This window comes from Adhaeribacter arboris, assembly GCF_003023845.1.
GTDB classification, from domain to species: Bacteria; Bacteroidota; Bacteroidia; order Cytophagales; family Hymenobacteraceae; genus Adhaeribacter; species Adhaeribacter arboris.
The window spans coordinates 25,925-47,805 of the sequence record NZ_PYFT01000001.1 but is presented as its reverse complement, the minus strand read 5'-3'; the positions used below and the strand labels follow the sequence as shown (position 1 = coordinate 47,805).

The following is a 21,881-nucleotide window of genomic DNA, read 5'->3' as shown; positions in this document are numbered from 1 at the left end:
TGTCCTTAAGAATTTGTTTAATTACTGCAATTGCCGGCTTGTCCGTGGAGACAGTTTCCGTCTACATTTACGGGTGCTGATGCAACTTCCAATTACAAGTTTGCCTCGTAGCCGGCGGGCCTCGTTTGGATTTTCCGGGCTGGTCTAAGTTTCTTTTGTACGTTCCTCACAATGCCTCATTCCTCGGCACCAGAACCTTAGAAGGCCCTCCACCGCCAAACTGGTGTCAGTTGTTAATTGCTACTGCCTTGCCACAGATAGAGTTTAACCTGATTATTTTATTCGTTTCTTGGCCAAATTCGGGCTAACAACCTTTGACTTTCCTCTTTGGAGGTCGGACCGTTAAGTTTTAAAAAATTATTGTTGGCGCGAATGTCTACGCTCGTGTCTACTATTGGGTAGGCCTCCGGCCGGGCAAACCATAATACATTTCTAAAACCAAGGAAGCCAAATTCCTGCCGGCCAGAGGCCGGAAGATGAGCAACACGAGCGAGGACGCTCGCGTTATTTTATATAAATTCACAGTTATACTCGCATTTATCAATAAAACGAAAAAGCTCTTTATCTACGGAGGTCGACTTAGAACATGCAAAGAGGATTAAATATAAGGAGGAAGTCCGGAAAACGGTAGTTAGTAGAACAGACAGCAGTCGGGGCAACGAGGCAAACTGGTTACTTTTCAAAACGCATCAGCACAGTAGCATGGAGACGGAAACCGGCTCCAAAGAAATACAGTTCATATTATGTCTTGTATACATTTAAAACAAAGGACAGACCTTATAGCCTGTCCTTTGTTCGTGTTTGTTGCTCTAAAGTATTTACTTACTAGCTTGTATACCATGATAAGGCGCATTTATTTCTATTTTACCCGCCCATTTTTTAGGCACCGGTTTTCCGGCCGCCCAGTGGATGCCGTTAATTACCAATCGCTGAACTGGTTCTAAATCGAAATCTTCGGGGTGGCCTAAGGTGGTCATAAAAAATTTACCTCCGAAGGAGTTGGTGCCGGTCCAGGCTACCGGATTATCAATGGCTTCTTTATCCGGGTTGACGGCGTGCCCCATTAACAGCCAAGTAGAGCCTTTTTTGGGGTAATCGGGCAATACCCGGTACAACCAGGAACGAGCATGAAAATTAGCTTGTACCCCGGTTAAAATAGGGTTTTTAGCTTCTTTAGAAATAATGCTGACATCGGTACTGGATTCGTGGCCATAATGGGTATGCTTGGCTGCCCCGCCCCAACCAGGCGGCGCGTTAAAAGCCATTTCGCCAAATGCATTCCATTTTTCGAGCTCGTGCCCGGCCGGGTAGTTAAAGGCATGGGTAGTCGTCCGGAAGCCAATTACCGGTTTGCCGGTTTTTAAATAATCCTCAATGTGCCGGAGCTGATCAGCGGGCAACCGGCGCCAGCGTAAAAAAAATACGGCTACATCGGCGTCTTGTAAAGCTTCTAAGCCCGGAATGTTTTCTTCGGAATTTTGATCGGGGAATGCTTTTAGAACTTTGGTCCGGAACCCGTAATTTTTTTCCAGCTCAGCGGCAATGGCCGGCATGGTTAGTTCGCCGCTATACTCGTGGTCGCCGGTTACAAAGACAATTAAAGGCTTTTTAGTATTGCTTTTAGTTTGGGCACAAGCGTAAAACGTACCCTGAAACAATAAACCAAGAATTAAAAATAAGTATTTAAAACTTTTTAAATTTTTCATAAACCGCTAGTAAGTGGCTAAATATATTTTGTGCTAAGTACTTCGACGAAACTAGTGCTTCGTAAAATTAGAAATTGAAAATTATGAATTAGAAATTAGGGCCTAATACTATTTTAATTTACTTTTTTAATTAATCGAATTTTAAAATCTATTTTGTTGTGCTCTAGTTTTTAGGATAGTTTATAATAAATATTGAACCAGAATATTTGTCGAACAACGAACAACTAATAACCAACAACTAAAAATAACTACTGCACCCCATTCTCGAGCGGATGTTGCTTGAGAAGTTCATCCGGGGAATAAAATCCGGTTTTATCTTTAATGGAAGCCCGTACCATTTTTACTTTATCGGGTGTTACAGCTGGCGCTTTGTTGCCAAAAGAATTACGCACATAAGTAATTACGGCAGCTACTTCGTCGTCTTTCAACATGCCGCCAAAAGGCGTCATGGGAACCTGGCCGGGGAATTTTTTCCCTTGTACTTCAATAGGGCCCTGCAATCCCTTTAAAACAATTTTAATCATGCGTTCCTCATTACCCAATACCCAGTTGGTGCCCGTAAGCGGCGGAAAACCAGAAGAAGCCAATCCTTTGCCATCGGGTTGGTGGCAGGTAGCACAGAACCCCTCGCGGGCATAGATTTCTTTGCCTTTAATCAATAAATCCCGTTCGGCACCTTTCAGATCGGTTTTAACCATTTCTTCTTTTTCCTGTACCACTTCCCGGCCATTGAGGTGAGCTACCGCCGTTTCATGGGCGTGTATCATCCATTCATCCAGCGGTTTCTTGGCTGCTTCGGCTAAAATCGGTAATCCTTTTTCTTTATCGAGCCAGGAAGCGGCTACTATGGCTTCCAGCCGTACCCGGCCATGTTCATCGCGGGCGGCTTGCATCAATAAATCGGCCTGGTCGGGTACCTGGTGGCCAGTATAACGCACCACCCGAACAGCCGCGGCCCGGGCATGATAATCTTTGGCTTGCAACAATTGCCGCAATAAATCCTGGTCTACTTTATTCATGCCCCAGCTTACCCACAAGCCTTCGAGTAAGTGGTGTTCGTATTTCGGATCATTCTTATCCAGTTTAGCTGTCCAGGTTTTCAGGTGAGCGAGTACTTCTTCTACTGGTCGGCCTCGCAATTCCCGACGGGTCCGGTAACGGGTCCGGTATTCCGGTAATTTTAAATTTTCCAGGAGTTCGTCGATGCTGGCGCCCGCTACTTTGGCCGGCTGCACCAATGGCCGACCCGGATAAGTAATGCGGTAAATACGGCCGTGCACGTGGTCGCGCAGCGGGTCGCGGGCGTTGTGCTGCATGTGCCCGATTAAAATGTTATGCCAATCGGCTACGTACAAAGAACCATCCGGGGCAATTTCCATGTCTACGGGCCGGAAGTTGCGGTCTTCAGAGATTAAAAGATCTTGCCGGTGTTTACTGATATAGCCGGTTCCATCGTCTTTTAAAATGTGTTGCTTCGTGCCTAAAAAACCAATGGTATTGTTAATAATTAAGTCGCCTTGCACTTCGTCCGGAAAATGCCGGCTCGAGATAAACTCCAGGCCCGAAGTAGGTCGTACCCGGTGCTTGTCTTCAATTAACTGTACCGATTTGTGCGTGGCCACGCCGTAACGGGGCTTAACCGTGCCCGGCATCATCCAGCGCACATCCGGACTGGAGGTTTCCGCGAAAAAATTTTGACCCCACTCATCAAAAGCAATACCCCAAGGGTTAGGAATAGAAAGTTGAGCCGTGCGTTCCAGTTGGCGGCGCTGCGGATTGTAGCGGTAAAAACCCCCGTTAGTAGCCCGGACCGGACCATAGGAAGTTTCGACATTGGTATGTAAGAAAACTCCCTCGCCCATGTAAATAGCGCCGGAGGGGTCTAAAGTGTAGGCGTGGTGCGCGTGGTGGGTATCGTGGTCATCGAAACCGCTTAACAGAATTTCCCGGGTATCGGCTTTATCGTCGCCGTTGGTATCTTTAAAAAGCATGAAATTAGTGCCCTGCGAAACATAAACCCCTTCTGGCGCCAGCTCAAAACCAACCGGTAAATGCAGGCCATCGGCAAAAACGGTCTGCTTATCGGCTTTACCATCGTTATTTGTATCTTCCAGAATAATAATTTTATCATTGGGCTTGGTATCGCCGGGTTTATAATGCGGATAGCTGGGCATAGTAGCGACCCAAAGGCGGCCTTTGTTGTCGAAAGTCATCTGGCAAGGTTTGGCTAAATCGGCAAATTCTTGTTCCGAGGCGAACATTTCAATTTTATAACCGGGCGCTACCTTTAGTTTATTTAAAGCATTTTGGCCGTACATGTATTCCATGCTGCCGTTTTTCTCCGGATTATAGTTAGTAGTTACCGGGGGCAATTCAGCCGTATTTTTATCGGCGGCGGCTACGTCCATTTTCTGGCCTTTGGCCGCTTGCCAAATGGCCTGATCGCGAATATCCGTCATCTGGCGAATCTTTTTTAACTCCGCCGGATAATTATCCGGCCCAAAAGGATCGTAGCGGCGGCCGTACACGTGCACGCCGTTCGGAATTTTAAGGTCATTGTGCCACATCCAGTTTTTTTCCTGAACGGCCGCGTGCACCATGGCCCGGTTTTTCTCATTTTTTACGGCCACTTTACCGAAAACCTGGTCGGCTAATAATTTATCAAAGCGGGCGTATCCTTTGTCGCTTAGTTGCGAACCGTCGATGGTGAGAAATTCATCGGTAGTATCGTACCAGCTTTTGGTGGGCGTAAACGCATTCACGAAAAGTACTTTGTTTTTGGCGGCTACTTCTTTCATGGCCTCGGTGTACAAAGCCAGGTTTGCGTTTTCCTGTTTGCCGTTGGGCAGGTCGTATTTTGCGGAAAGATCTTCGAAAGCAATGGGCGAAACCAGCGCGAGTTGAGGAGTTGTTTTGCCGTTGTATTTTTGCTTTAAGGTGTGTTTTACAAAGGCATCCAACTCGGCTTTGTAATTTTCGAGACCTTTCTTGCCTTCAAACGACTCGTTGTAACCAAAAAAAGCAATAATGATATCGGCTTTATGCCGGGTAATCCATTCATCGGGCGTTTCGTAGTGGCCCTGGCTATCGGAGTTATGCGCCAGTTCGGTCTGGAATTTTTCGGCGCCCGGAAAGGCCCAGGGCGAAACCCGTCCGGAATGCGGCCGGAAACCGGGCGTGTTGCCCCCATCGCACATGTTGCGGATATAAAGCTGTTGGTCCGGGTAGCGTAGTTGCAACTCCGTTTCAAAATGCCCGTAGTTCATCATCCGGGAACCCAGATTATTGCCCACTAAGATAATATGCGAACCTTTGCTAATTTTTAAGGGGATGGAGTTTGATTGGGTAAACTGCAGCGTTAAGAGCGCTATTACTACCAGCCCCAAACTGGTAAGCATTACTTGAAAACTTCCTTTTTTAATAATTTTCATTTACTGTCTTGTTTATCTAAAAATATACATTCTTTTCTGAATTTTACCGCAAACCATCTTTAATTCTGGTAAACGGAGGCAAATAATCTACCCGGCACTATCCTGTTTCTTTTTTTTCTATCCTTTAAATTAGGAAAATTAATAAGAGTAATAACTGCTGTCAGTAATTATTGATAAATCCGGTAAGAAAAAGTTGGTACAACTTCTTACCGGATTAACCTGTAATGCAATCTTTTTTAAAGCTATTATTTCAATAACCTAAGTTTTGAGCCAGATTTTTATTGTTCCGTATTTCGGCGGTTGGTACCGGGAATAAAAGCTCTCTTTCCTTTAATACCGGTCCGTAGGAGAACTGGTGCCCTATGTAGTCGTCGAAATTTTTGGTTTTTACATTAAAGGCTTTGCGCAAGCGGACCATATCGAACCAGGTTTTATTTTCGTAACTCAGTTCGTGCCACTTTTCCCGCCAGGTAGCTTCCCGGAACTGTGGCTGGCTTAACCCGGCTAGTTCCGGCAGTTCGGCTCTTCTTCTTATTTTATTAATGGCTTCGTACGCTTCCGCTGTTGGCCCGCCGGATACTTCATTGGCAGCTTCGGCATAAATTAACAAAACCTCGGCGTAACGCATCAACATCCAGTTTAAACCGCTACTGGTAGTTTCCAGTTGGGCTTTCGGGTCAAAATGTTTGTAGATAAAGTAACCACCCAGGTTAACATTGGTGTTGCGGTCGCTGCTCAAAGAGTATTCGGTAAAGTAAAATTCTTTTTCCTTGGTCCGTTTGTCGCCGGGTTCGTACGTCTGCACAAAATCGGTGTTGGCGTAAATGGCGCCGGTTTCGTCGGAGTAAGCCGAAATACCTTTGTTATACGGAATAATGGAAGTTTGCCAGCCCGAAGCCATAATAAAAGGCGCAAACTGCACCATAAAAATATGCTCCCCGGTATTTTCGGTAGCTTCGTTGTGCAAATCGTTGTAAGAAGCAAACAAATCGTACGCTCCGGACGAGATAACTTCCTGGGCTTTATCGGCCGCTTTTTTAAAATATTCGGCACCTTTCTGTAATGGATACCCGGCCATAGTTAAATACACGCTGGATAGTAAAGATTTAATAGCCCCAGTTGTTACTTTTCCGGTTTTATCCGTGATAGGTAGCCCGGCAGCTTCGGCCGCCACCAGATCAGATACAATTAAGTTGTAAATTTCTTCTTCGGTAGCTTTGGGGGGGTATAAAGCCTCGGAATTTAAATCTACCGGCTCCGTTATCAAAGGAACTTGCCCAAAAATCCGGACCAGGTTAAAATAGTAATACGCCCGTAAAAATCTGGCCTCGCCTAGTAAACGCGCTTTCTGGTTTTCGTCCATGGTTATGCCGGGTATATTTTGAATAGCCAGGTTGGCATTGGCAATCCCCCGGTAACTGCTGGTCCAGTAAGTACCCCCGTACGAATTGTCGGAATTATTAGCCAGGTTCCGGATATTAATACTGTTCTGGGCTTGGCCTAAATCCGTATTGGCGAGTCCGGTAGCAAATTCCAGCATCATCCAGGGAGCCCCGTTAAACCCGCCGCCGGTAGTTGACCGTAAATCGGCATAAATGGAGTTCACGATACTTTCGGCGTGTTTCGGTTGCGTAAAATAAGTATTCTGGGTGAAATTAGACTTGTCCGTTTCCTCCAGAAAATCATTACAACTCGTACTAAAAAGCAGTAATCCTATCCCTAAAACCAAATGACTAATATATTTTTTTATTGTGATTCTCATAATAAATGTTTTTAGACTGAAAAATTAAAAACCAAGATTTAGACCTACCATAAACACCCGGGGCTTGGGATAATCGTATAAGGCTAAGCCCTGGTCGAAAGTACCGCCCGAGGTAGCGACTTCCGGATCGTACCCTTCGTACTTGGTAATTAAAAAGAAATTCTGCAGGGAGGCATACACCTGTAAGCGGCTAATGCGTAATTTTTCGGTTACTCCGGCATTAAAATTATACCCGAACAGTAAGTTTCTGCCTCTAATAAAATCGGCATCTTGTACCCGGTGGCTATCATCAAAGGTGTCGTAACCAGCGGGGATTGGGCGCCACTGGGCAATATCGGTGTTCTGATTTTCGGGAGTCCAGGCATTTAATACGGTGGCAAAACTGTTGGCAATTCCCTGGCGGTCTTCGGCGGAGTGCTGACTGGCCAAGGAGACATCGTTGCCATACATAAACTGTAAATCAAGCGTTAAGTCGAAGTTTTTATACTTAAACGTGTTAATCAGGGCGCCAAATCCATCGGGAATACCTTTACCAATTATCACCCGGTCGCGGTCGTTGATTTGGCCGTCGTTGTTCACATCCTGGTATTTTACGTCGCCGGGTAACCGTAAATATTTGGCGGCTTGGTCGGCTTCGGCGGTGCTCCAGGTGCCTTGGCGCACATACCCGAAGAACGAACCTACTGGTTCTCCTTCCCGGATAATACCGCGGCCGGAAAAAATATCGTCGCCCCCCGTTAAGGCTAAAACTTTATTTTTGTTGATGGAAATATTAAAGTTGGTATTCCAGGAAAAATCACCGGCCGAAATATTTACCGTATTCAGTCCAAATTCAATGCCCCGGTTTTCCATACTGCCCACATTGCGGGTAACGGTAGTGTACCCGCTGCTGGAAGGTACGGGAGCACTTAACAGCATATTAGTAGTTTTCTTGCGGTAAACATCCACTTCCAGGGCTATCCGGTTGCTGAACAAGCCCAATTCCAAGCCGGCATCAATCTGTTGCGTTTTTTCCCATTTTAAATTCTGATTACCTAACCGGCTTACCCCTACCCCAATGGTGCGGGTGCCATTAAAAATTACTTCGTAGTTGCCCATGCCGGCTTCGGCCTGGTAGGCATTTATTTCGGAGTTACCCGTAACGCCATAACTGGTGCGTAATTTTAAATCTGACAAAGCCGGAGTGCCTTTTAAGAAACTTTCTTCGGATACTCGCCAAGCTAAAGCGGCGGATGGGAAAAAGGCATACCGGTTCTCCGAACCAAATTTAGAAGAACCATCGGCCCGACCCGTTAGCGTTACTAAATACTTTTCTTTTAAGCTATAATTTACTCTCCCAAAATAAGAGTTCAGGCCATAAGCAGTAGTACCGGAAGTGGGCGGCACGGCGGTAGCTCCGGCGCCTAAGTTATTGTATCCGAAATAATCATCCTGAAAATTCTGCGACTGCGCCCGGGCCGTAAAAACATCTACGTGCTGCCACGACAAACCCAGTAAACCGGTTAGGGAATGATTAGCCGATATTTTTTTATTGTAAGTGAGGTAGTTTTCGAACTGCCAGGAATTATGCCGCTGGTTTTGCACGTACGCTACCCCACCCTGGTCTTTCGAAATATAATTCAGTTCCCGGCCACCGTAGTAATTAATGGCTTGGTTGATAATGTTGGTACCCAGTACGGTTCTTAGCTCCAGGTCTTTGGTTATCTGAATACTAGTATATAAATTACCCAGTGTGTTTTGAGTTTTTAAGATATATCTCCGTTCTGCTCCTACTTGTAAAGGATGGTCGCCCCCTTCCATACCCGGATAATCGGCATTGCCGGCCCAGGTGCCATCGGCATATTTTATCGGAATAATGGGCAATGCTTCCAGTACCTGGCGCATGAAAGTTATACCGCCTTCGCCTTGCAAATCCAGTTGTTTTTCCTGCTGATCATTATAACCCAACGAGCCGCCTACTTTGAGCCAATCTTTAATCTGACTATCGAACACAAAACGACCAGAGTATCGCTTCAGCCACGATCCTCGCATTAAACCATCTTCGTCGCGGTAACCCAGGTAAGCCCCAAAGCTGGATTTATCGCTGCCGCCGGTAAAAGATAATTGGTGGTTTTGCGTAAAAGCTTTTTGCGAAGCTTCTTTTTGCCAGTCGGTATCGTACAACGGATTGCCATTCGCATCGAAAAGCAAAGGGTTGGTTCTTTTCGTTTTCGGGTCTACGTATTTGCCGGCTGCCCAACCTTCGGGGTCATACTTTTGGGCGTTCTGGTAGGCTACATCTTCGACCTGTAAAAATTCTTGGGAATTTAATAAATCAATTTTACGGGTCAGGGTACCAACGCTAAAGTACGTGTCGTAATTTACTCTTCCCCCGTCTTTGCTGCCCCGCTTGGTAGTTACCAGAATAACCCCGTTAGCACCCCGGGCACCATAGATAGCCGTGGCCGACGCATCTTTTAATACTTCAATCGAAGCAATATCATTGGGGTTCATGTAATCAATCGGCGAGGTACCATTCCCTAAATTGGTAACGTTCAGAATAACGCCATCCACCACATAAAGTGGGTTGTTCGTAACACTCACGGAAGTGTTTCCCCTAATCCGGATATTGGCGGCTCCGCCGGGTCGGCCGGAGTTTACCGATACGTTCGCGCCCGTTACCCGGCCCGCCAGCGCCTGGGTAAGATTGGCCGAAGGACGTTCTTCCAGAGCCTCCGCTTTTACCGAGGCCACTGCTCCCGTTACATCCGATTTTTTTTGCGTACCATACCCGATTACTACCACTTCGTCCAGCGCCTTGGTATCGGCCGCGAGAGTTATGTTAAAGGAAGAACGGTTGTTAATAGGAACTTCCTGGGCTAAATAACCCACGAAAGAAGCGATTATTGTACCGGTACCGTTAGGCACATTCAGGGAAAAACCTCCCGTTGCATCGGTAGTGGTACCGGTAGTAGTTCCTTTTACCAGGATGGTAACACCAGGTAAGCCTTCTCCTTTTTCATCTGCTACTTTGCCGGTAACAGTAAGCGCTTGCCCAAACAAATTGGTAAGCGAAAGAAAAAAGAGGGGAAGAATAAAAATAAATTTCAACTTTCTAAGTATTTTGTATTGCATCATGTAAGCGTTTAAGGGTGGAACAAGTGGGAGAATTTGAGTTTATACCATGTTATTCATTCATTTTTGTGGGTGATTAAGGCGTGCTTTTTAGATTTAGATAATTTTGAATTTACAGGCCTTAAAAGCTCTTACTATCCTGCTCTGTCCGGTGTCTTTCCTTATTATTTTAAAAAATTTCAATAAAAAGCCTCCACCACTAACTTATACCCGGGCATGGTGGCTTAATGGTGTTCAAAGAATGCAAGAAATTGCTCTAAAAATTTTATATATTATTTTTAAATGTGGGAAGGATAATGAGCGGCAACTCCTCATTTTTACTGTGCTTTATGGCGGATGCAGTAAAATCAGATTGCTTAAGCGAGAGGAGTAACTTTCCGGCGAGCGGCCAACAAGTACCTGGCTTTACTAATAACCACCGATTATTATCTCCTACGGGTTAATGTAAATAAATCAGGAAATTGCCCAGCCTAACCAATTAATCTGAACCCGTATTCTTTCCAAATTGACACTTTAATAGGGCACTTCGTACTTGGAGGAAGTTTAAAGCTTTGTAGCTAAATAATTCTAGTATTTAGATTGTGTTTCTTATTTATTACTTTTATTTCTTTTCTACACTTTCCCTTTACTATGTCAGGCTCTGAATTTGAATTATTACTGCAACGCGCGTTGCACACCGCTCAACCTACTATTTTTGACCAGCCAGTAGCTACCGTATTTAGAAGTTTCGACCGCGCGGAAAGCCATTCCCGCCAAGGCGGTCCGGCAGGCAATGAATTACATTTTACTTTTGAAAAAATTCGTTTAGGAGTGGCTATTGCTTTAATGCAAATATTTACTGATTTGGGCGGCGAGGAAGTAAGTACTAATGTTTTAACCGTACTAAAAAAAGCGGCTAAAGCTACCAGTATCGCTCAAATTGATGGTATTATTCAAAAAGAAAATAAAGCTTTCGATAAGCTTTTCCAGAATTTGTATACCAACGTGGAAGGCGAGTTAATTCTGGATTTGTTTGCCCGCACCCTGGAAGCCGACTCCCGTCGCGAAATGGGCCAGATTGTAAAAGAAACCTTACAAGCTTTAGATACTTTAGAATTTCCTTCGAATGAGGAAGACTAAGAATTAATTTCCGCAAACAAGCAAAGATTCTTGGGCATTAAAAATTTATTGCCTTACACCTAAGTAATGACCGGTTTAAATTTTAGCCTTCCGATAATCAAGTAAAACTTTTACCTTTTTCATTCACCTGGCACCCTCTTTCCAGCTAAATCCTGACTTTAGGGAAATAATTAAAAATTAGCGACTGGTATTCATTTCGATTAAGTAAAATTTAAATGAAAATGGTATCTTAAGGCACCTTGAGCGAGGTAAAATAAATCGGTTTTGTGCCAAGAAGAATAGAATAGCTTGTTCGTCGAAAAAAATATATGCCTTAAAAATTAAAGAATTGCATGGTACTTTAAGAGAAAGGCACGCTTTTAAAATTTTACCTACAAACTTCATTTATTTCTATTTTATCTAAAACCATAATTTATAAATCCCGATACAATTAGTACGTGCGCCCCTAAATTCTAACATTCATTATATTTATTTTCAATTATTTATGAAAGCTACCGTGACTTACCGGAATGAAAATAAACTTTCTTGCTTGTGTCTTATTTGGTTCAGAATTTTATTGTTTTTGTTCATCTTTATCCATACCACTGCCACACTGCAAGCTCAGGAAAAAGAATGGGACAAAACCTTGGGCGGCAACGGTGACGACCACATGCCTTTTCTTCGGCAAACGAGCGACGGCGGGTATATTTTAGGCGGCTGGTCCAATTCCGAAAAAGGCCAAGATAAATCGGAAGATTCGCGGGGTAATTTTGATTATTGGGTAGTAAAGTTAAAAGCCGATGGTTCGAAAGCCTGGGATAAAACCTTCGGTGGTAACGGCGATGACTTATTAACCTCACTCCAACTAACCCGCGATGGCGGCTATATTTTGAGCGGCTTTTCGTACTCGGAAAACAATAACGAAAAATCGGAAGAGTCCAGAGGCGGCGCCGATTATTGGGTAGTAAAATTAAATGCCAACGGTACCAAGGCCTGGGATAAAACCTTAGGCGGCAAAGGCGATGATTATGGCCAGTATCTGGTGCAAACCCAAGATGGCGGGTATATGGTAGGTGGGTACTCCAATTCCAACATCGAAGGCGAAAAATCGGAAATCAGCCGGGGAAATTATGACTATTGGATTGTAAAACTAGATGCAAGTGGCTCTCCGGAATGGGATAAAACCATGGGCGGCAATGCCGATGATAAATTAACGATTTTAGAGCAAACGCAGGAGGGCGGTTACGTGTTGGGTGGCTATTCTAATTCGGATAACCGGGGCAATAAATCCGAAGCCTCCCGGGGTGATACGGATTACTGGGTAATTAAAATAGACGAAGGCGGCACACTAATCTGGGATAAAACGTACGGGGGGTCGGATTTTGAAAATTTGCAATTTGTGCAGCAAACGCTGGAGGGGGGGTATATTCTGGGCGGTCAGTCCGAATCGGAAAAAGGAGGCGATAAAACCCAGGCTTCCCGGGGTGGTTCTGATTATTGGGTGATAAAGTTAAAAGCCGATGGTTCTAAAAGTTGGGACAAAAGTTACGGCGGAAAAGGAGACGATTTCTTTTCGGCTCTCCAGCAACTGAGCGACGGCGGGTATATTTTGGGCGGCTCGGCCATGTACGGCATTGGGGGCGATAAAACTACGGCAGGTGCGGGAGACCTGGATTTTTGGGTACTCCGAATTAAAGACGATGGCAGTAAGGTTTGGGATAAAACGCTGGGGGGCGCCGAATACGATCTTTTAAACGCTATCCAGAATACCCGCGATGGCGGGTATATTATGGGAGGTTGGTCTTTATCGGGAAAATCGGGTAATAAAACCGAAGCTTCCCGGGGAGGTTATGATTATTGGGTAGTAAAAATGGAGGACCCAGGAAATCCGAATAAACCTTATTGTGTGCCTTCAGTAACCTATACTTGCCAGGATGTGGACCTTTACATCGCTAATTTTACCTTTAATACGTTAAGCAACCAAACTGCTGGCTGCGAAGGCAATAACAATGGCTACGTTAATTTCAACCCAATTGGTAAACTAACTACTACCGTTAACACCGGCCAAAGTTACCCTATCCAACTGCAGTCCGGCCCTGATCATCCGCAAGGTTTTGGTATCTGGATTGATTTTGATAACGACGGCGATTTTGACGACAACGGAGAACTGGTGTATAACCTGAAAGAAGCTGGTACCGGTACCTTCTCCGGAATGATTACTATTCCGGCTAATGCTTCCGAAGGTTACCACCGCTTGCGGGTCCGGACCAAGTATAACAGTTCCTTCGCCGAAGAAGAGGCTTGTTCCGAGGCAGAATACGGAGAAACGGAAGATTATACCATTACCATTGCGGAAGCCCAAAATGCTACTCAGTGGAATATGCGCTTCGGCGGTGCGGGCAACGACGGGCTTTTAACGCTTATTCAAACTACCGATGGCGGGTATATAACCGGCGGACATTCCCCATCCGGTATTAGCGGCGACAAAACGCAAGCTACTCAAGGTAAAAATGATTACTGGCTGGTGAAGACCGATGCCAATGGTAAAAAGTTATGGGACAAACGCTACGGCGGACCGGACCATGAGTACCTGAACCGGATTTTACAAACTCTCGATGGCGGCTATCTCTTAGGCGGCTCTTCCCTCTCCGGCCTTGGTGGGGATAAAACCCAAGACAACCGCGGCGACCGCGATTATTGGATTGTAAAAATAGATGCTCAGGGAAATAAGCAATGGGATAAACGTTTCGGGGGCAGTGGTTACGACGAGCTGAAGAAAGTGCTGCTACTCCCCACCGGCGAATACCTGCTGGCCGGTTACAGCAACTCCCCCGCCAATGGCGATAAAAGCCAGGCTAGCCAGGGCGGCACCGATTTTTGGGTAATAAAAATTACCAGTACCGGCGCTAAAATTTGGGATCAGCGTTACGGCGGTACCTTAAACGATGATTTAATGGGCATTGTACCCACCTCCGAAGGCGGTTTCCTACTGGCGGGCAGTTCTGCCTCGGGCCGCAGCGGCGATAAAACCGAGTTAAGCCGGGGCGGCAACGATTTCTGGCTCGTTCGCATTGATAAAGACGGTAACAAGCAATGGGATAAAAGATTTGGCGGCAGCGGTCAGGATGAGCTTTATTCCCTCGGACGCACCACCAGCTATATTTTTCTTGCCGGTCAAAGCAATTCCCCGGCTGATGGCGACAAAAGCCAGGATAGCCAGGGAGGTAAAGATTACTGGCTGCTCAAAGTATCGAACAATGGCGCTTTAATTTGGGATAAGCGGTTCGGCGGAGATCAAGAAGATGAACTTCGCGGTAGCATCCAAACCAAAGATGGCGGGTACGTACTGGCCGGATATTCGTTCTCGGGTAAAAGCGGTAATAAATCGGAAAATAGCCAGGGAGAAAGCGATTATTGGTTGGTAAAAACCGATAAAGAAGGTAATTACCAATGGGATAAAAGGTACGGCGGCCAGGCAACGGAAGAATTAAGAGCCATTATTCAAGCTCCGGATGGCAACCTTATTCTGGGTGGTAAATCGGCTTCGGGAGTAAGCGGCGATAGGTCTCAGCCCAGCCAGGGGGGTACCGATTTTTGGTTAGTAAAAGTAGCTCCTTATGCCGCCGAAACACCGCAGGTAGCAGCCAGAGAAGTTAAACCTTTCCTGGAAAATCCTGATTTAATCAGTCCGATCCGTTTAAAAGTGGCTCCCAACCCTTTCGCCGATAGAGCAAACATTCATTTTACCTTGCCTACCACGGAGACCGTTACCTTAAAAGTATACGATAACCAAGGAAAGGAACTTACTACTCTTTACCAGGGGAAAGCGCAGGCTAACCAAGCCTATTCGCTGGAATGGCAAGCAAGGAATTTTGCTTCGGGCATGTATTTGCTGCAACTACAAACCTCCACCAAAACCCAGCACTTTAAAGTAATAATTAATAAGTAGTTGTTGGTTGTTGAACTTTTATAATCAAGAACTTTAATACAAGTAATACTTTAAACTTATACCGAATAGTAGTAAGGTATTTCCCTAGTAGCTTTAGTATATTTGACAGCATTAATAATGTACTTATAGGCGGTAAGAGACGCAACTTGTTCTTTAGCGTAGGCGTTTATGGTATTAGTCAGCTACTCTTCGAGTTCGGGTTCCTCTTTAAAGTTGTGAAAAGCCATCTTTCCTATCGCGCCAGAACCTTTCTAGCGGGTTTAAGCTCCGGATTAGCAGAAGGCAGGTACACCAACCGGATCTTCTCCGGCCCCGGCTACTGCTTGGCCCGGTGCTAGCCCGCTTTATCTAAAAAGATAATCTTATCCACCGCAAACTCTTGCAAGAAGGCTTCGAAGAAGAGCGTGTTGACCTGGGGAGCGTACAAGGCCTGCCACCAGGCTTGCCCCAAGGAGCGTTTTTCGGCTCGCATCCACTTTAGCAACTCGGTGGCACTCTCCTGGATTTCTAGCTTTTTTACTCTCCCCATACCCCAACAACAGCTTCATCCTACGCAATGTTCTTCTTACTAAGTGGTATAATTTAGAATATCTTGATGCTGCCGCAACAGGAAAATTCCCGGATAATATTTTGGGAACATTACCTTTGAAATATTACTGGTGAAAGACACATAAAATAAAAGCAAAGCGGATAATTGCTGAATGGAACTATAATGTTTGGATAATGAGATATTAGATTACCCGCATGGTCAACCGGAATATTTCGGCTTAAACTAATTTTAAAATCTGAATCGCTTTTTTTAGTTAAAGTGGAGAATATGCATTAGGTATACCGATTATTTAAATAATACGCCAGGTTTACCCACAAACGTTGCCTGCGTTTTTAAATTTTATTTAATTAAATATTTTAATTATTCTTAATTTTTAACCGAAAAAGCATTCGAAATATTCTCCATTAATTAAATAACAATATGACCGGGTGATTAATCTGGTTAATGAATAAAAGATAATTTTTTATTTACCCCGCATTCATCTATACAATTCAACTATTTACCGATACTTAGGGGCGGATGGTAATTTTAAGTTGCTTCTTTGCTTATGTTTCAATCCCGGGCATTTACCATTTTTACGCATATTTTAGGCTGGTTTCTGTTCTTCAGTTTGCCGGTCTTTTTTCTGAACCAACGTTCGGAAACCGAGCAGTTTTGGTCGGTTATTAAAACAACACCTTATTGGTTTTTTTACGGCTGCTACATTTTTCTTTTTTACTTCCATACCTTAGTTCTTTTACCCCGCCTTTTTTTTAAGAAAAAGTATTTTACTTACACCGCTATCCTCTTACTTCTTTTATTAGGCTTTTATTTTCTTAGGCCTTTTGACAGGTTAATTTCCGGAGTGAGCCGGGGTACTGAAATCAGCCGCAGACCGGGTCCGCCGGACAGAAGTTCTTTTCCTTTTCTTGAACGGCAAATACCGCCCCCTTTCCCACCTGGCAACGGCAGAAATTTACCGCCCCGAAACCTTAATGTGCGCCTGGATATTACCAGTATCTTCTTATTCATAATGATCCTGGCCTTAAGCATGGCGGTAGAAATTGGCCGGCAATGGCGTACGACCCAGCAACGTGCCCTGCGGGCGGAAGCCGATAAAGTAAAAGCCGAATTATCGTTTTTAAAAGCGCAGATAAACCCGCATTTTTTGTTTAATATTTTAAATAATATTTACTCCTTGGCCGTTACGCAAAATGAAAAAACGGCGGAAGCTATTCTTACATTATCCAATCTTTTGCGGTACATCACCGATGAAGCCACTGCCGATTTTGTAGATCTAAAAAGAGAAATAGCTAGTATCCAAGATTACCTTGCCTTGCAGCAACTGCGGCTAAGTAAAAAAGTACAACTAAATTTTTCGGTGGAAGGTAACCTGGAAAATAAACGAATAGCGCCACTGGTTTTAATTCCCTTTATCGAAAATGTTTTTAAGTTTGGCATCAGCAACCGCGGCGAATCAAAAATAACCATTCAAGTTCAGGTAGAAGATCGCGCTATTCGCTTTTATTGCCAGAATCCTATTTTTTCGCAAAAAACTAACCTGGAACGTACCGGCATCGGGCTTTCCAATACCCGAGAACGCTTGCTGCATTTATACCCGGGTAACCATACCTTAACTATTAGAACAGAGAACGGTTATTATTCTGTGTGGCTTACTTTACCTGCTTAAAATTGGCTGATTAAGTAATTTGTTTTACTAAATCAAGATGATTAAGAATGACAATTTAGCCGTTTGTTGCTGGAGCCTTTTAAAGTCTCCAGTTATTGGCGCTGATACGGTAGAGAAGTACCCTGTTTGCCTCGTGGCCGGCGGGCCTCGTATGGCTCTTTCAGACGGTTTAGCGAACCTGGGCTCGTGGCACTGCGCCATGCCTCCTAGCCTCGGCACCGGAACGCTAAAAGGCCCTTCACAGCCAAATTGGTGCTGTTTATTCTTGGCTAATTGGTTCTACCAATTAAGTGCATAAGATTAGAAGGAGTAAATTCGTCAGTCTTACTTCTATTTTAGTTCCATTTAATGTTTGAAACAAGGTATAGTTTTTTAATAGTATTGTTAATTAGAAATTCAGGAAAATGATGTTGTTAAGATGTGTGGCGGTAGATGATGAGCCCTTGGCCTTAGATATTATTAAGGCGTACGTAGGCAAAACACCAACTTTAACTTTAGTACAGACTTTTGACGATGCGATTGCGGCCTCGGAGTTTTTAAGAATTACCGCTATTGATCTTTTATTTGTGGATATTAATATGCCGGATATTTCCGGGATTGATTTGGTGCGGGCTCTGGAGAAAAAACCTATGGTGATATTTACCACGGCGTATAAAAATTTTGCTTACGAAGGTTTTCAGCTGGAAGCCATTGATTACTTACTTAAACCTATTGCTTTTGAGTTTTTTGCCAAAGCGGTAAACAAAGCAGTTGATTTTTTAGAATATAAGAACCGATCAAAACCCGAGTTAGAGGAAAGTTTGTATGTAAACTCGGAATACCGGTTAGTAAAGATTAATCTCCGGGAGATAGACTACATCGAGAGCCTGGAAGATTATATAAAAATTCATATAGCGGGTTCTAAACCTATACTTACTTTACTATCAATGAAAAAAGTTTTAGAGAAATTACCCGCGGATAAATTTAAAAGAATTCACCGGAGTTTTATTGTGGCTATCGCCAAAGTGGTTGCCATTCAAAACCGGAAAGCCCTATTAACCTCCGGTAAAGAATTACCCATTAGCGACTCCTATACCAGTTTTATTCAGGATTGGATTCAGGCAAGTTCTAAATAATTATTCACCCGCCGTTTTTGGTTAAATAAATTTATAAAAAATAAATATTCCTTGCATCAGAAGGTTAATAAAACAAAACAGCTTTTATAGCAGAAATGATTAAATCAGGTATACTTTCCGGATCTCGTTGTACTTTTCGGCTTCAATTTTTACGTAATACAATCCTTTATTTACGTTACTAAGGTTCAAAGCTTTAATAGTCTGGTCCTCCGTTTCGTAATAGGTTTCCTGAAAGACCACATTGCCAATAACATTCGTCACCCGTAACTGCATGCGCTTTCCTTTAAAACCGGATAAAGATATAAATACTTTACCCGTACTAGGATTAGGATACAAACTTGCTTCCGGCACTATATTCTGCGTATTAAAGCCACTAACAAATGGCTTATCCAGGGTTCCATTCTCAAATAATCTATTTTGCGCTACTCCGTAAAAACAGATCAGCCAGGCGCTTATTAAAAGTATTACTTTTTTCATAACAGAATAAAAATAAAAAATCGACAGAAGTATAAATTTTCTACTGTTTACGATTGCAAATATCCGACCAACAATACCGGATAATTACGTGGGCTTTAACTCCAGAACCAGTACCAGAGCGTTGTTACTTAAAGCTTCTAATTCTACTTCATCGGTATCCCATAAAGCCAAGCCATCTTTTTCGTGCAGCAAACGGCCTTGCGCTTCAAAAGCGCCGGTTAAAACAAAAATAAAGCAAATAGACTTTTTTTCCTGTAAATAAAAGGTGGTTTCCTGACGACCAGCCAAGCGGCCCAAGCTTAAAGTAAAAGGAAGCTTCGAGGAAACATAAGGCGCCTTACTTCCTGCTATTATGGGAGCAAGCTGATTTTCTATATCTGTAAAATTAAAGGGGAAAAACGGGTGGTTAAGGGCAATTACAGATTGTGCGGCCTTTATTCCTAAAAGTAAAAAATGAATACTATCTGCTTCGTAAGGGTTCTTTAAACAAATAAACGTTTTGGCGGGAACGGTAATTACCGGAACTTCTCCAACATCCGCCAATACTAAATTTTGCTCAGCAGTTTGTACTTGAACGGCACCCGTTAGCGGAAAAATAACTAAATGAGAATTTTGATCTATTTCTACTTTTATGGATTGGGAACCGGCCAGAGTCTCTTCATTCAGTAAAAATAAATTACCCATGGGCTGCTTGTGTTTCTGATAAAAATCGCCGTAGTTGAAAGTACTAAACCTGCTGAATAAGGTGGTTTCACTAGTTCCTCGCTGGTCGGCCAAAAAGATTTTTCCGGGTGTTTGCTGCATTGGTTTAGTTTTCTGTTTGTAAGGAATAAATACTTAAATAAGGTTGCATCCGAAATAAATGCGGGAATGCTTTATCAGAACCCGAATTTTTATCGGATACTAAAAGATAATTATCGATGGTTTCGTGCCAAATAAGAGGTTCGGAATAGAAATTAAAAGCTATTTGGTGTTTGCTTTTATTCTGTAAATCGGAGTTTATAATTTCAAACTGAAATTTGGTAAATTTCAGGAAGTGCTTGCCCAAATTATTAATAATATCCGGAACAATTTCGTTTAATTGCTGCAAATACCCGGTAACAGCGGCGCTCACCAGAAAATGCAACTTTTCGGCACCGGGCACCTGTTGCACTAATTCGGCGAAAGTGCAGTATTTCTTTTCTTGGTTATAGAATTGCGCCTGCATTTTAAACTCGGTGTAGCTATCCTCGAACACTAACTTATCCCAGGGTTTAGTAGCGCCGGAGTCCACAATTTTACGGTAACACAAACTGATAATGCGTTGGGTCATAATAGAAAGTAAGGAAGACGTTAAAGCTTAACCCCTAACGTCTTAGGTTGGTATTTTTTAAAAATCTAAAGTTTAGGCGGCAACGTTTAGTTGAATAGCCAGTGCAAAGCCATCGGTAGTGTTGCCGGTAACCGTAGCAATTTGTACCCCGGCGCTGTCGTCGCTAAATACATTATCTTTGGCGTTATAGGTATAGCCGCTCAGGCCTTTGTTGTACCCGTTCACCGCCGCCAAGGCCGTGCCGCTCCCTTCCGGAAAAGCAATTTGCGTAACCTTAAGCGAGGTGCCGCCGGCATTGTAAATATGTACGTGAATGTGCGTCGCCCGTCCGTTGTACCAGCCCGGGAAAATAGTGGTAAAAGTTACCAGTCCGTTGGCATCCGTTACTTGCCGGCCGCGCAGAAAATGGACCGACTGTAAATTAGTGGATTGCATACCGGAGCCGCCGTACTCGGAGTAATTGCCTTCCGCATCGCAATGCCAGATATCTACAATGGCGTTGGCTAAACCGGCGCAACCGTTATTGGTATTGCCAATGGTGATTTTAGCGGTTAATTTATAACCCGGGCGGCCATCGGTAATATCGCTGCGCACGTAAGAGGCCGGACTTTTGGTCGGGAAAGGACCTTCCGTTTCGGAAGGCGCCACGGTACAGGTTCCAGAATTAGTGCCGGTAGTAGTTCCCGTACCGGAAGTATCCGTAGAAGGTGTTACCGTATCTTTGTCTTTATCGCAAGCCGAAATAATAACCGGCGTAGCCATGGTGCCCAGCAACAAATTTTTTAAAAAGCTTTTTCTTTCCATTTTGATATTCTAATAAGGGGTTCCTTTTGATTGCTGAAGCAAATTTGCCGGAACTCCTCTCCTATGGCAATAAGGTATCGGTGAATAGGATTTTTGTATCGACGAATGGTTGCCAAGCCTTAAAACAGAATTAAATAAGGGCGATAAGGCCTTTTAAAATTTAGGGTGATACTTGGTTTATTTTTCTTCATCCGGCGTTGTTCCGGTTTACCCCGGCGCCGGCGGAGGGGTAAAAGTAGTTCTTCCGAAGAGAGGATTTATAACGGTGTGATGCGTTCAGCTAAGTTTTGCGCAGCGCTTTATTTGGATGTAGTTGATTTATCCGATAGATTACCAAACAATACGCTTACCGATTCTTTTCAGGACCGTAGAACAATACCTTACCCAAATTACCCGACGCTACCAACAAGGCAACGCCACCGAACACACTTTCCGGGGCGATTTACAGCAACTCGTCGAAAGTTTGGTGCCGGACATCCGGGCCACCAACGAAGCCAAAAGACAAGCCTGCGGCGCTCCCGGACGAATTATTTCATTTAATTTACACTATATTAAAAAGCTTATTTGACGTACTTGCCCTATTAAAACCTTAACTAAATTGCCGGACTTTAACTTTTAACATTATAACTTACAATGCAAAAAGAAATATGTGTTTTAACGGGTGAAGATATAGAGGTAACAAGCCATAGAGATTGTTATTCATATGATTTGAACATTTTAGAAAGGAAAATAACAATTTTCATTTGCCATGATTGCCAATATAAAATAAAGGATGCTCCTATGCATATAGTTAAAGGGTTAATAGCCAATGGTATTTGGCCGGAAAGAGCTTTTATTATTGCTGAAGATCATATTGACAATGAGGTAAATTAAGATCCTGCAAATAGCGAAAGA

Annotated in this window: 15 protein-coding genes; 6 read left to right on the top strand and 9 right to left on the bottom strand. The window is 43.8% G+C overall.

The genetic code is table 11. From position 1 onward, the window contains the following. Nucleotides 1-818 precede the first annotated feature (818 nt). The 4 genes from AHMF7605_RS00170 to AHMF7605_RS00155 form a co-directional block, all read right to left on the bottom strand. Nucleotides 819-1,706, bottom strand: coding sequence for a ThuA domain-containing protein (locus AHMF7605_RS00170; RefSeq protein WP_106925281.1), 888 nt, complete (start codon nucleotides 1,704-1,706; stop codon nucleotides 819-821). 248 nt (nucleotides 1,707-1,954) lie between these two features. After that, complete coding sequence (locus tag AHMF7605_RS00165) at nucleotides 1,955-5,137, bottom strand: PVC-type heme-binding CxxCH protein (protein ID WP_199200167.1); 3,183 nt, start codon at nucleotides 5,135-5,137, stop codon at nucleotides 1,955-1,957. A 250-nt stretch (nucleotides 5,138-5,387) separates the two neighbouring features. Continuing rightward, nucleotides 5,388-6,899 (bottom strand): RagB/SusD family nutrient uptake outer membrane protein, encoded by a 1,512-nt coding sequence (locus AHMF7605_RS00160; RefSeq protein ID WP_106925279.1) that lies wholly within the window; start codon nucleotides 6,897-6,899, stop codon nucleotides 5,388-5,390. Between the two features lie 24 nt (nucleotides 6,900-6,923). Then, nucleotides 6,924-10,016, bottom strand: a complete 3,093-nt coding sequence (locus AHMF7605_RS00155) for a SusC/RagA family TonB-linked outer membrane protein (protein WP_394336177.1) — start codon at nucleotides 10,014-10,016, stop codon at nucleotides 6,924-6,926. Nucleotides 10,017-10,643: 627 nt separating this feature from the next. Between AHMF7605_RS00155 and AHMF7605_RS00145 the strand changes: the two genes are divergently transcribed. Both AHMF7605_RS00145 and AHMF7605_RS00140 read left to right on the top strand, forming a co-directional pair. Then, complete coding sequence (locus AHMF7605_RS00145; protein ID WP_146153474.1) at nucleotides 10,644-11,132, top strand: hypothetical protein; 489 nt, start codon at nucleotides 10,644-10,646, stop codon at nucleotides 11,130-11,132. Between the two features lie 484 nt (nucleotides 11,133-11,616). After that, nucleotides 11,617-15,060: a T9SS type A sorting domain-containing protein gene (locus AHMF7605_RS00140; protein ID WP_106925273.1), complete on the top strand. Its 3,444-nt coding sequence runs from the start codon at nucleotides 11,617-11,619 to the stop codon at nucleotides 15,058-15,060. 334 nt (nucleotides 15,061-15,394) lie between these two features. Here AHMF7605_RS00140 and AHMF7605_RS29400 read toward each other — a convergent pair whose 3' ends face one another. Beyond that, complete coding sequence (locus tag AHMF7605_RS29400) at nucleotides 15,395-15,589, bottom strand: hypothetical protein (RefSeq protein WP_146153473.1); 195 nt, start codon at nucleotides 15,587-15,589, stop codon at nucleotides 15,395-15,397. Between the two features lie 568 nt (nucleotides 15,590-16,157). Between AHMF7605_RS29400 and AHMF7605_RS00135 the strand changes: the two genes are divergently transcribed. Together AHMF7605_RS00135 and AHMF7605_RS00130 are read left to right on the top strand one after the other, a co-directional pair. Then, nucleotides 16,158-17,279, top strand: a complete 1,122-nt coding sequence (locus AHMF7605_RS00135) for a sensor histidine kinase (protein ID WP_106925271.1) — start codon at nucleotides 16,158-16,160, stop codon at nucleotides 17,277-17,279. A 404-nt stretch (nucleotides 17,280-17,683) separates the two neighbouring features. Beyond that, nucleotides 17,684-18,394: a LytR/AlgR family response regulator transcription factor gene (locus AHMF7605_RS00130; RefSeq protein WP_233218733.1), complete on the top strand. Its 711-nt coding sequence runs from the start codon at nucleotides 17,684-17,686 to the stop codon at nucleotides 18,392-18,394. A 99-nt stretch (nucleotides 18,395-18,493) separates the two neighbouring features. Here the strand turns inward: AHMF7605_RS00130 and AHMF7605_RS00125 are convergent, their stop codons facing one another. The 4 genes from AHMF7605_RS00125 to AHMF7605_RS00110 all read right to left on the bottom strand — a co-directional run bounded on the left by AHMF7605_RS00125 (nucleotide 18,494) and on the right by AHMF7605_RS00110 (nucleotide 20,987). After that, entirely contained in the window at nucleotides 18,494-18,871 is a 378-nt protein-coding gene (locus AHMF7605_RS00125) for a T9SS type A sorting domain-containing protein (RefSeq protein WP_106925267.1), read from the bottom strand. A gap of 84 nt (nucleotides 18,872-18,955) precedes the next feature. Further along, nucleotides 18,956-19,675 (bottom strand): pirin family protein, encoded by a 720-nt coding sequence (locus AHMF7605_RS00120; RefSeq protein WP_106925265.1) that lies wholly within the window; start codon nucleotides 19,673-19,675, stop codon nucleotides 18,956-18,958. A gap of 4 nt (nucleotides 19,676-19,679) precedes the next feature. Continuing rightward, on the bottom strand, nucleotides 19,680-20,183 hold the full coding sequence (locus AHMF7605_RS00115; RefSeq protein ID WP_106925263.1) for a hypothetical protein: 504 nt from the start codon (nucleotides 20,181-20,183) through the stop codon (nucleotides 19,680-19,682). Nucleotides 20,184-20,255: 72 nt separating this feature from the next. Continuing rightward, the gene (locus tag AHMF7605_RS00110; RefSeq protein WP_106925261.1) at nucleotides 20,256-20,987 is read right to left on the bottom strand and encodes a dioxygenase family protein; all 732 of its coding nucleotides are present in this window, start codon (nucleotides 20,985-20,987) and stop codon (nucleotides 20,256-20,258) included. A gap of 313 nt (nucleotides 20,988-21,300) precedes the next feature. Between AHMF7605_RS00110 and AHMF7605_RS00105 the strand changes: the two genes are divergently transcribed. Further along, on the top strand, nucleotides 21,301-21,555 hold the full coding sequence (locus tag AHMF7605_RS00105; protein ID WP_199200166.1) for a hypothetical protein: 255 nt from the start codon (nucleotides 21,301-21,303) through the stop codon (nucleotides 21,553-21,555). Between the two features lie 65 nt (nucleotides 21,556-21,620). Then, nucleotides 21,621-21,860: a hypothetical protein gene (locus tag AHMF7605_RS00100; protein WP_106925259.1), complete on the top strand. Its 240-nt coding sequence runs from the start codon at nucleotides 21,621-21,623 to the stop codon at nucleotides 21,858-21,860. Nucleotides 21,861-21,881: the final 21 nt, after the last annotated feature.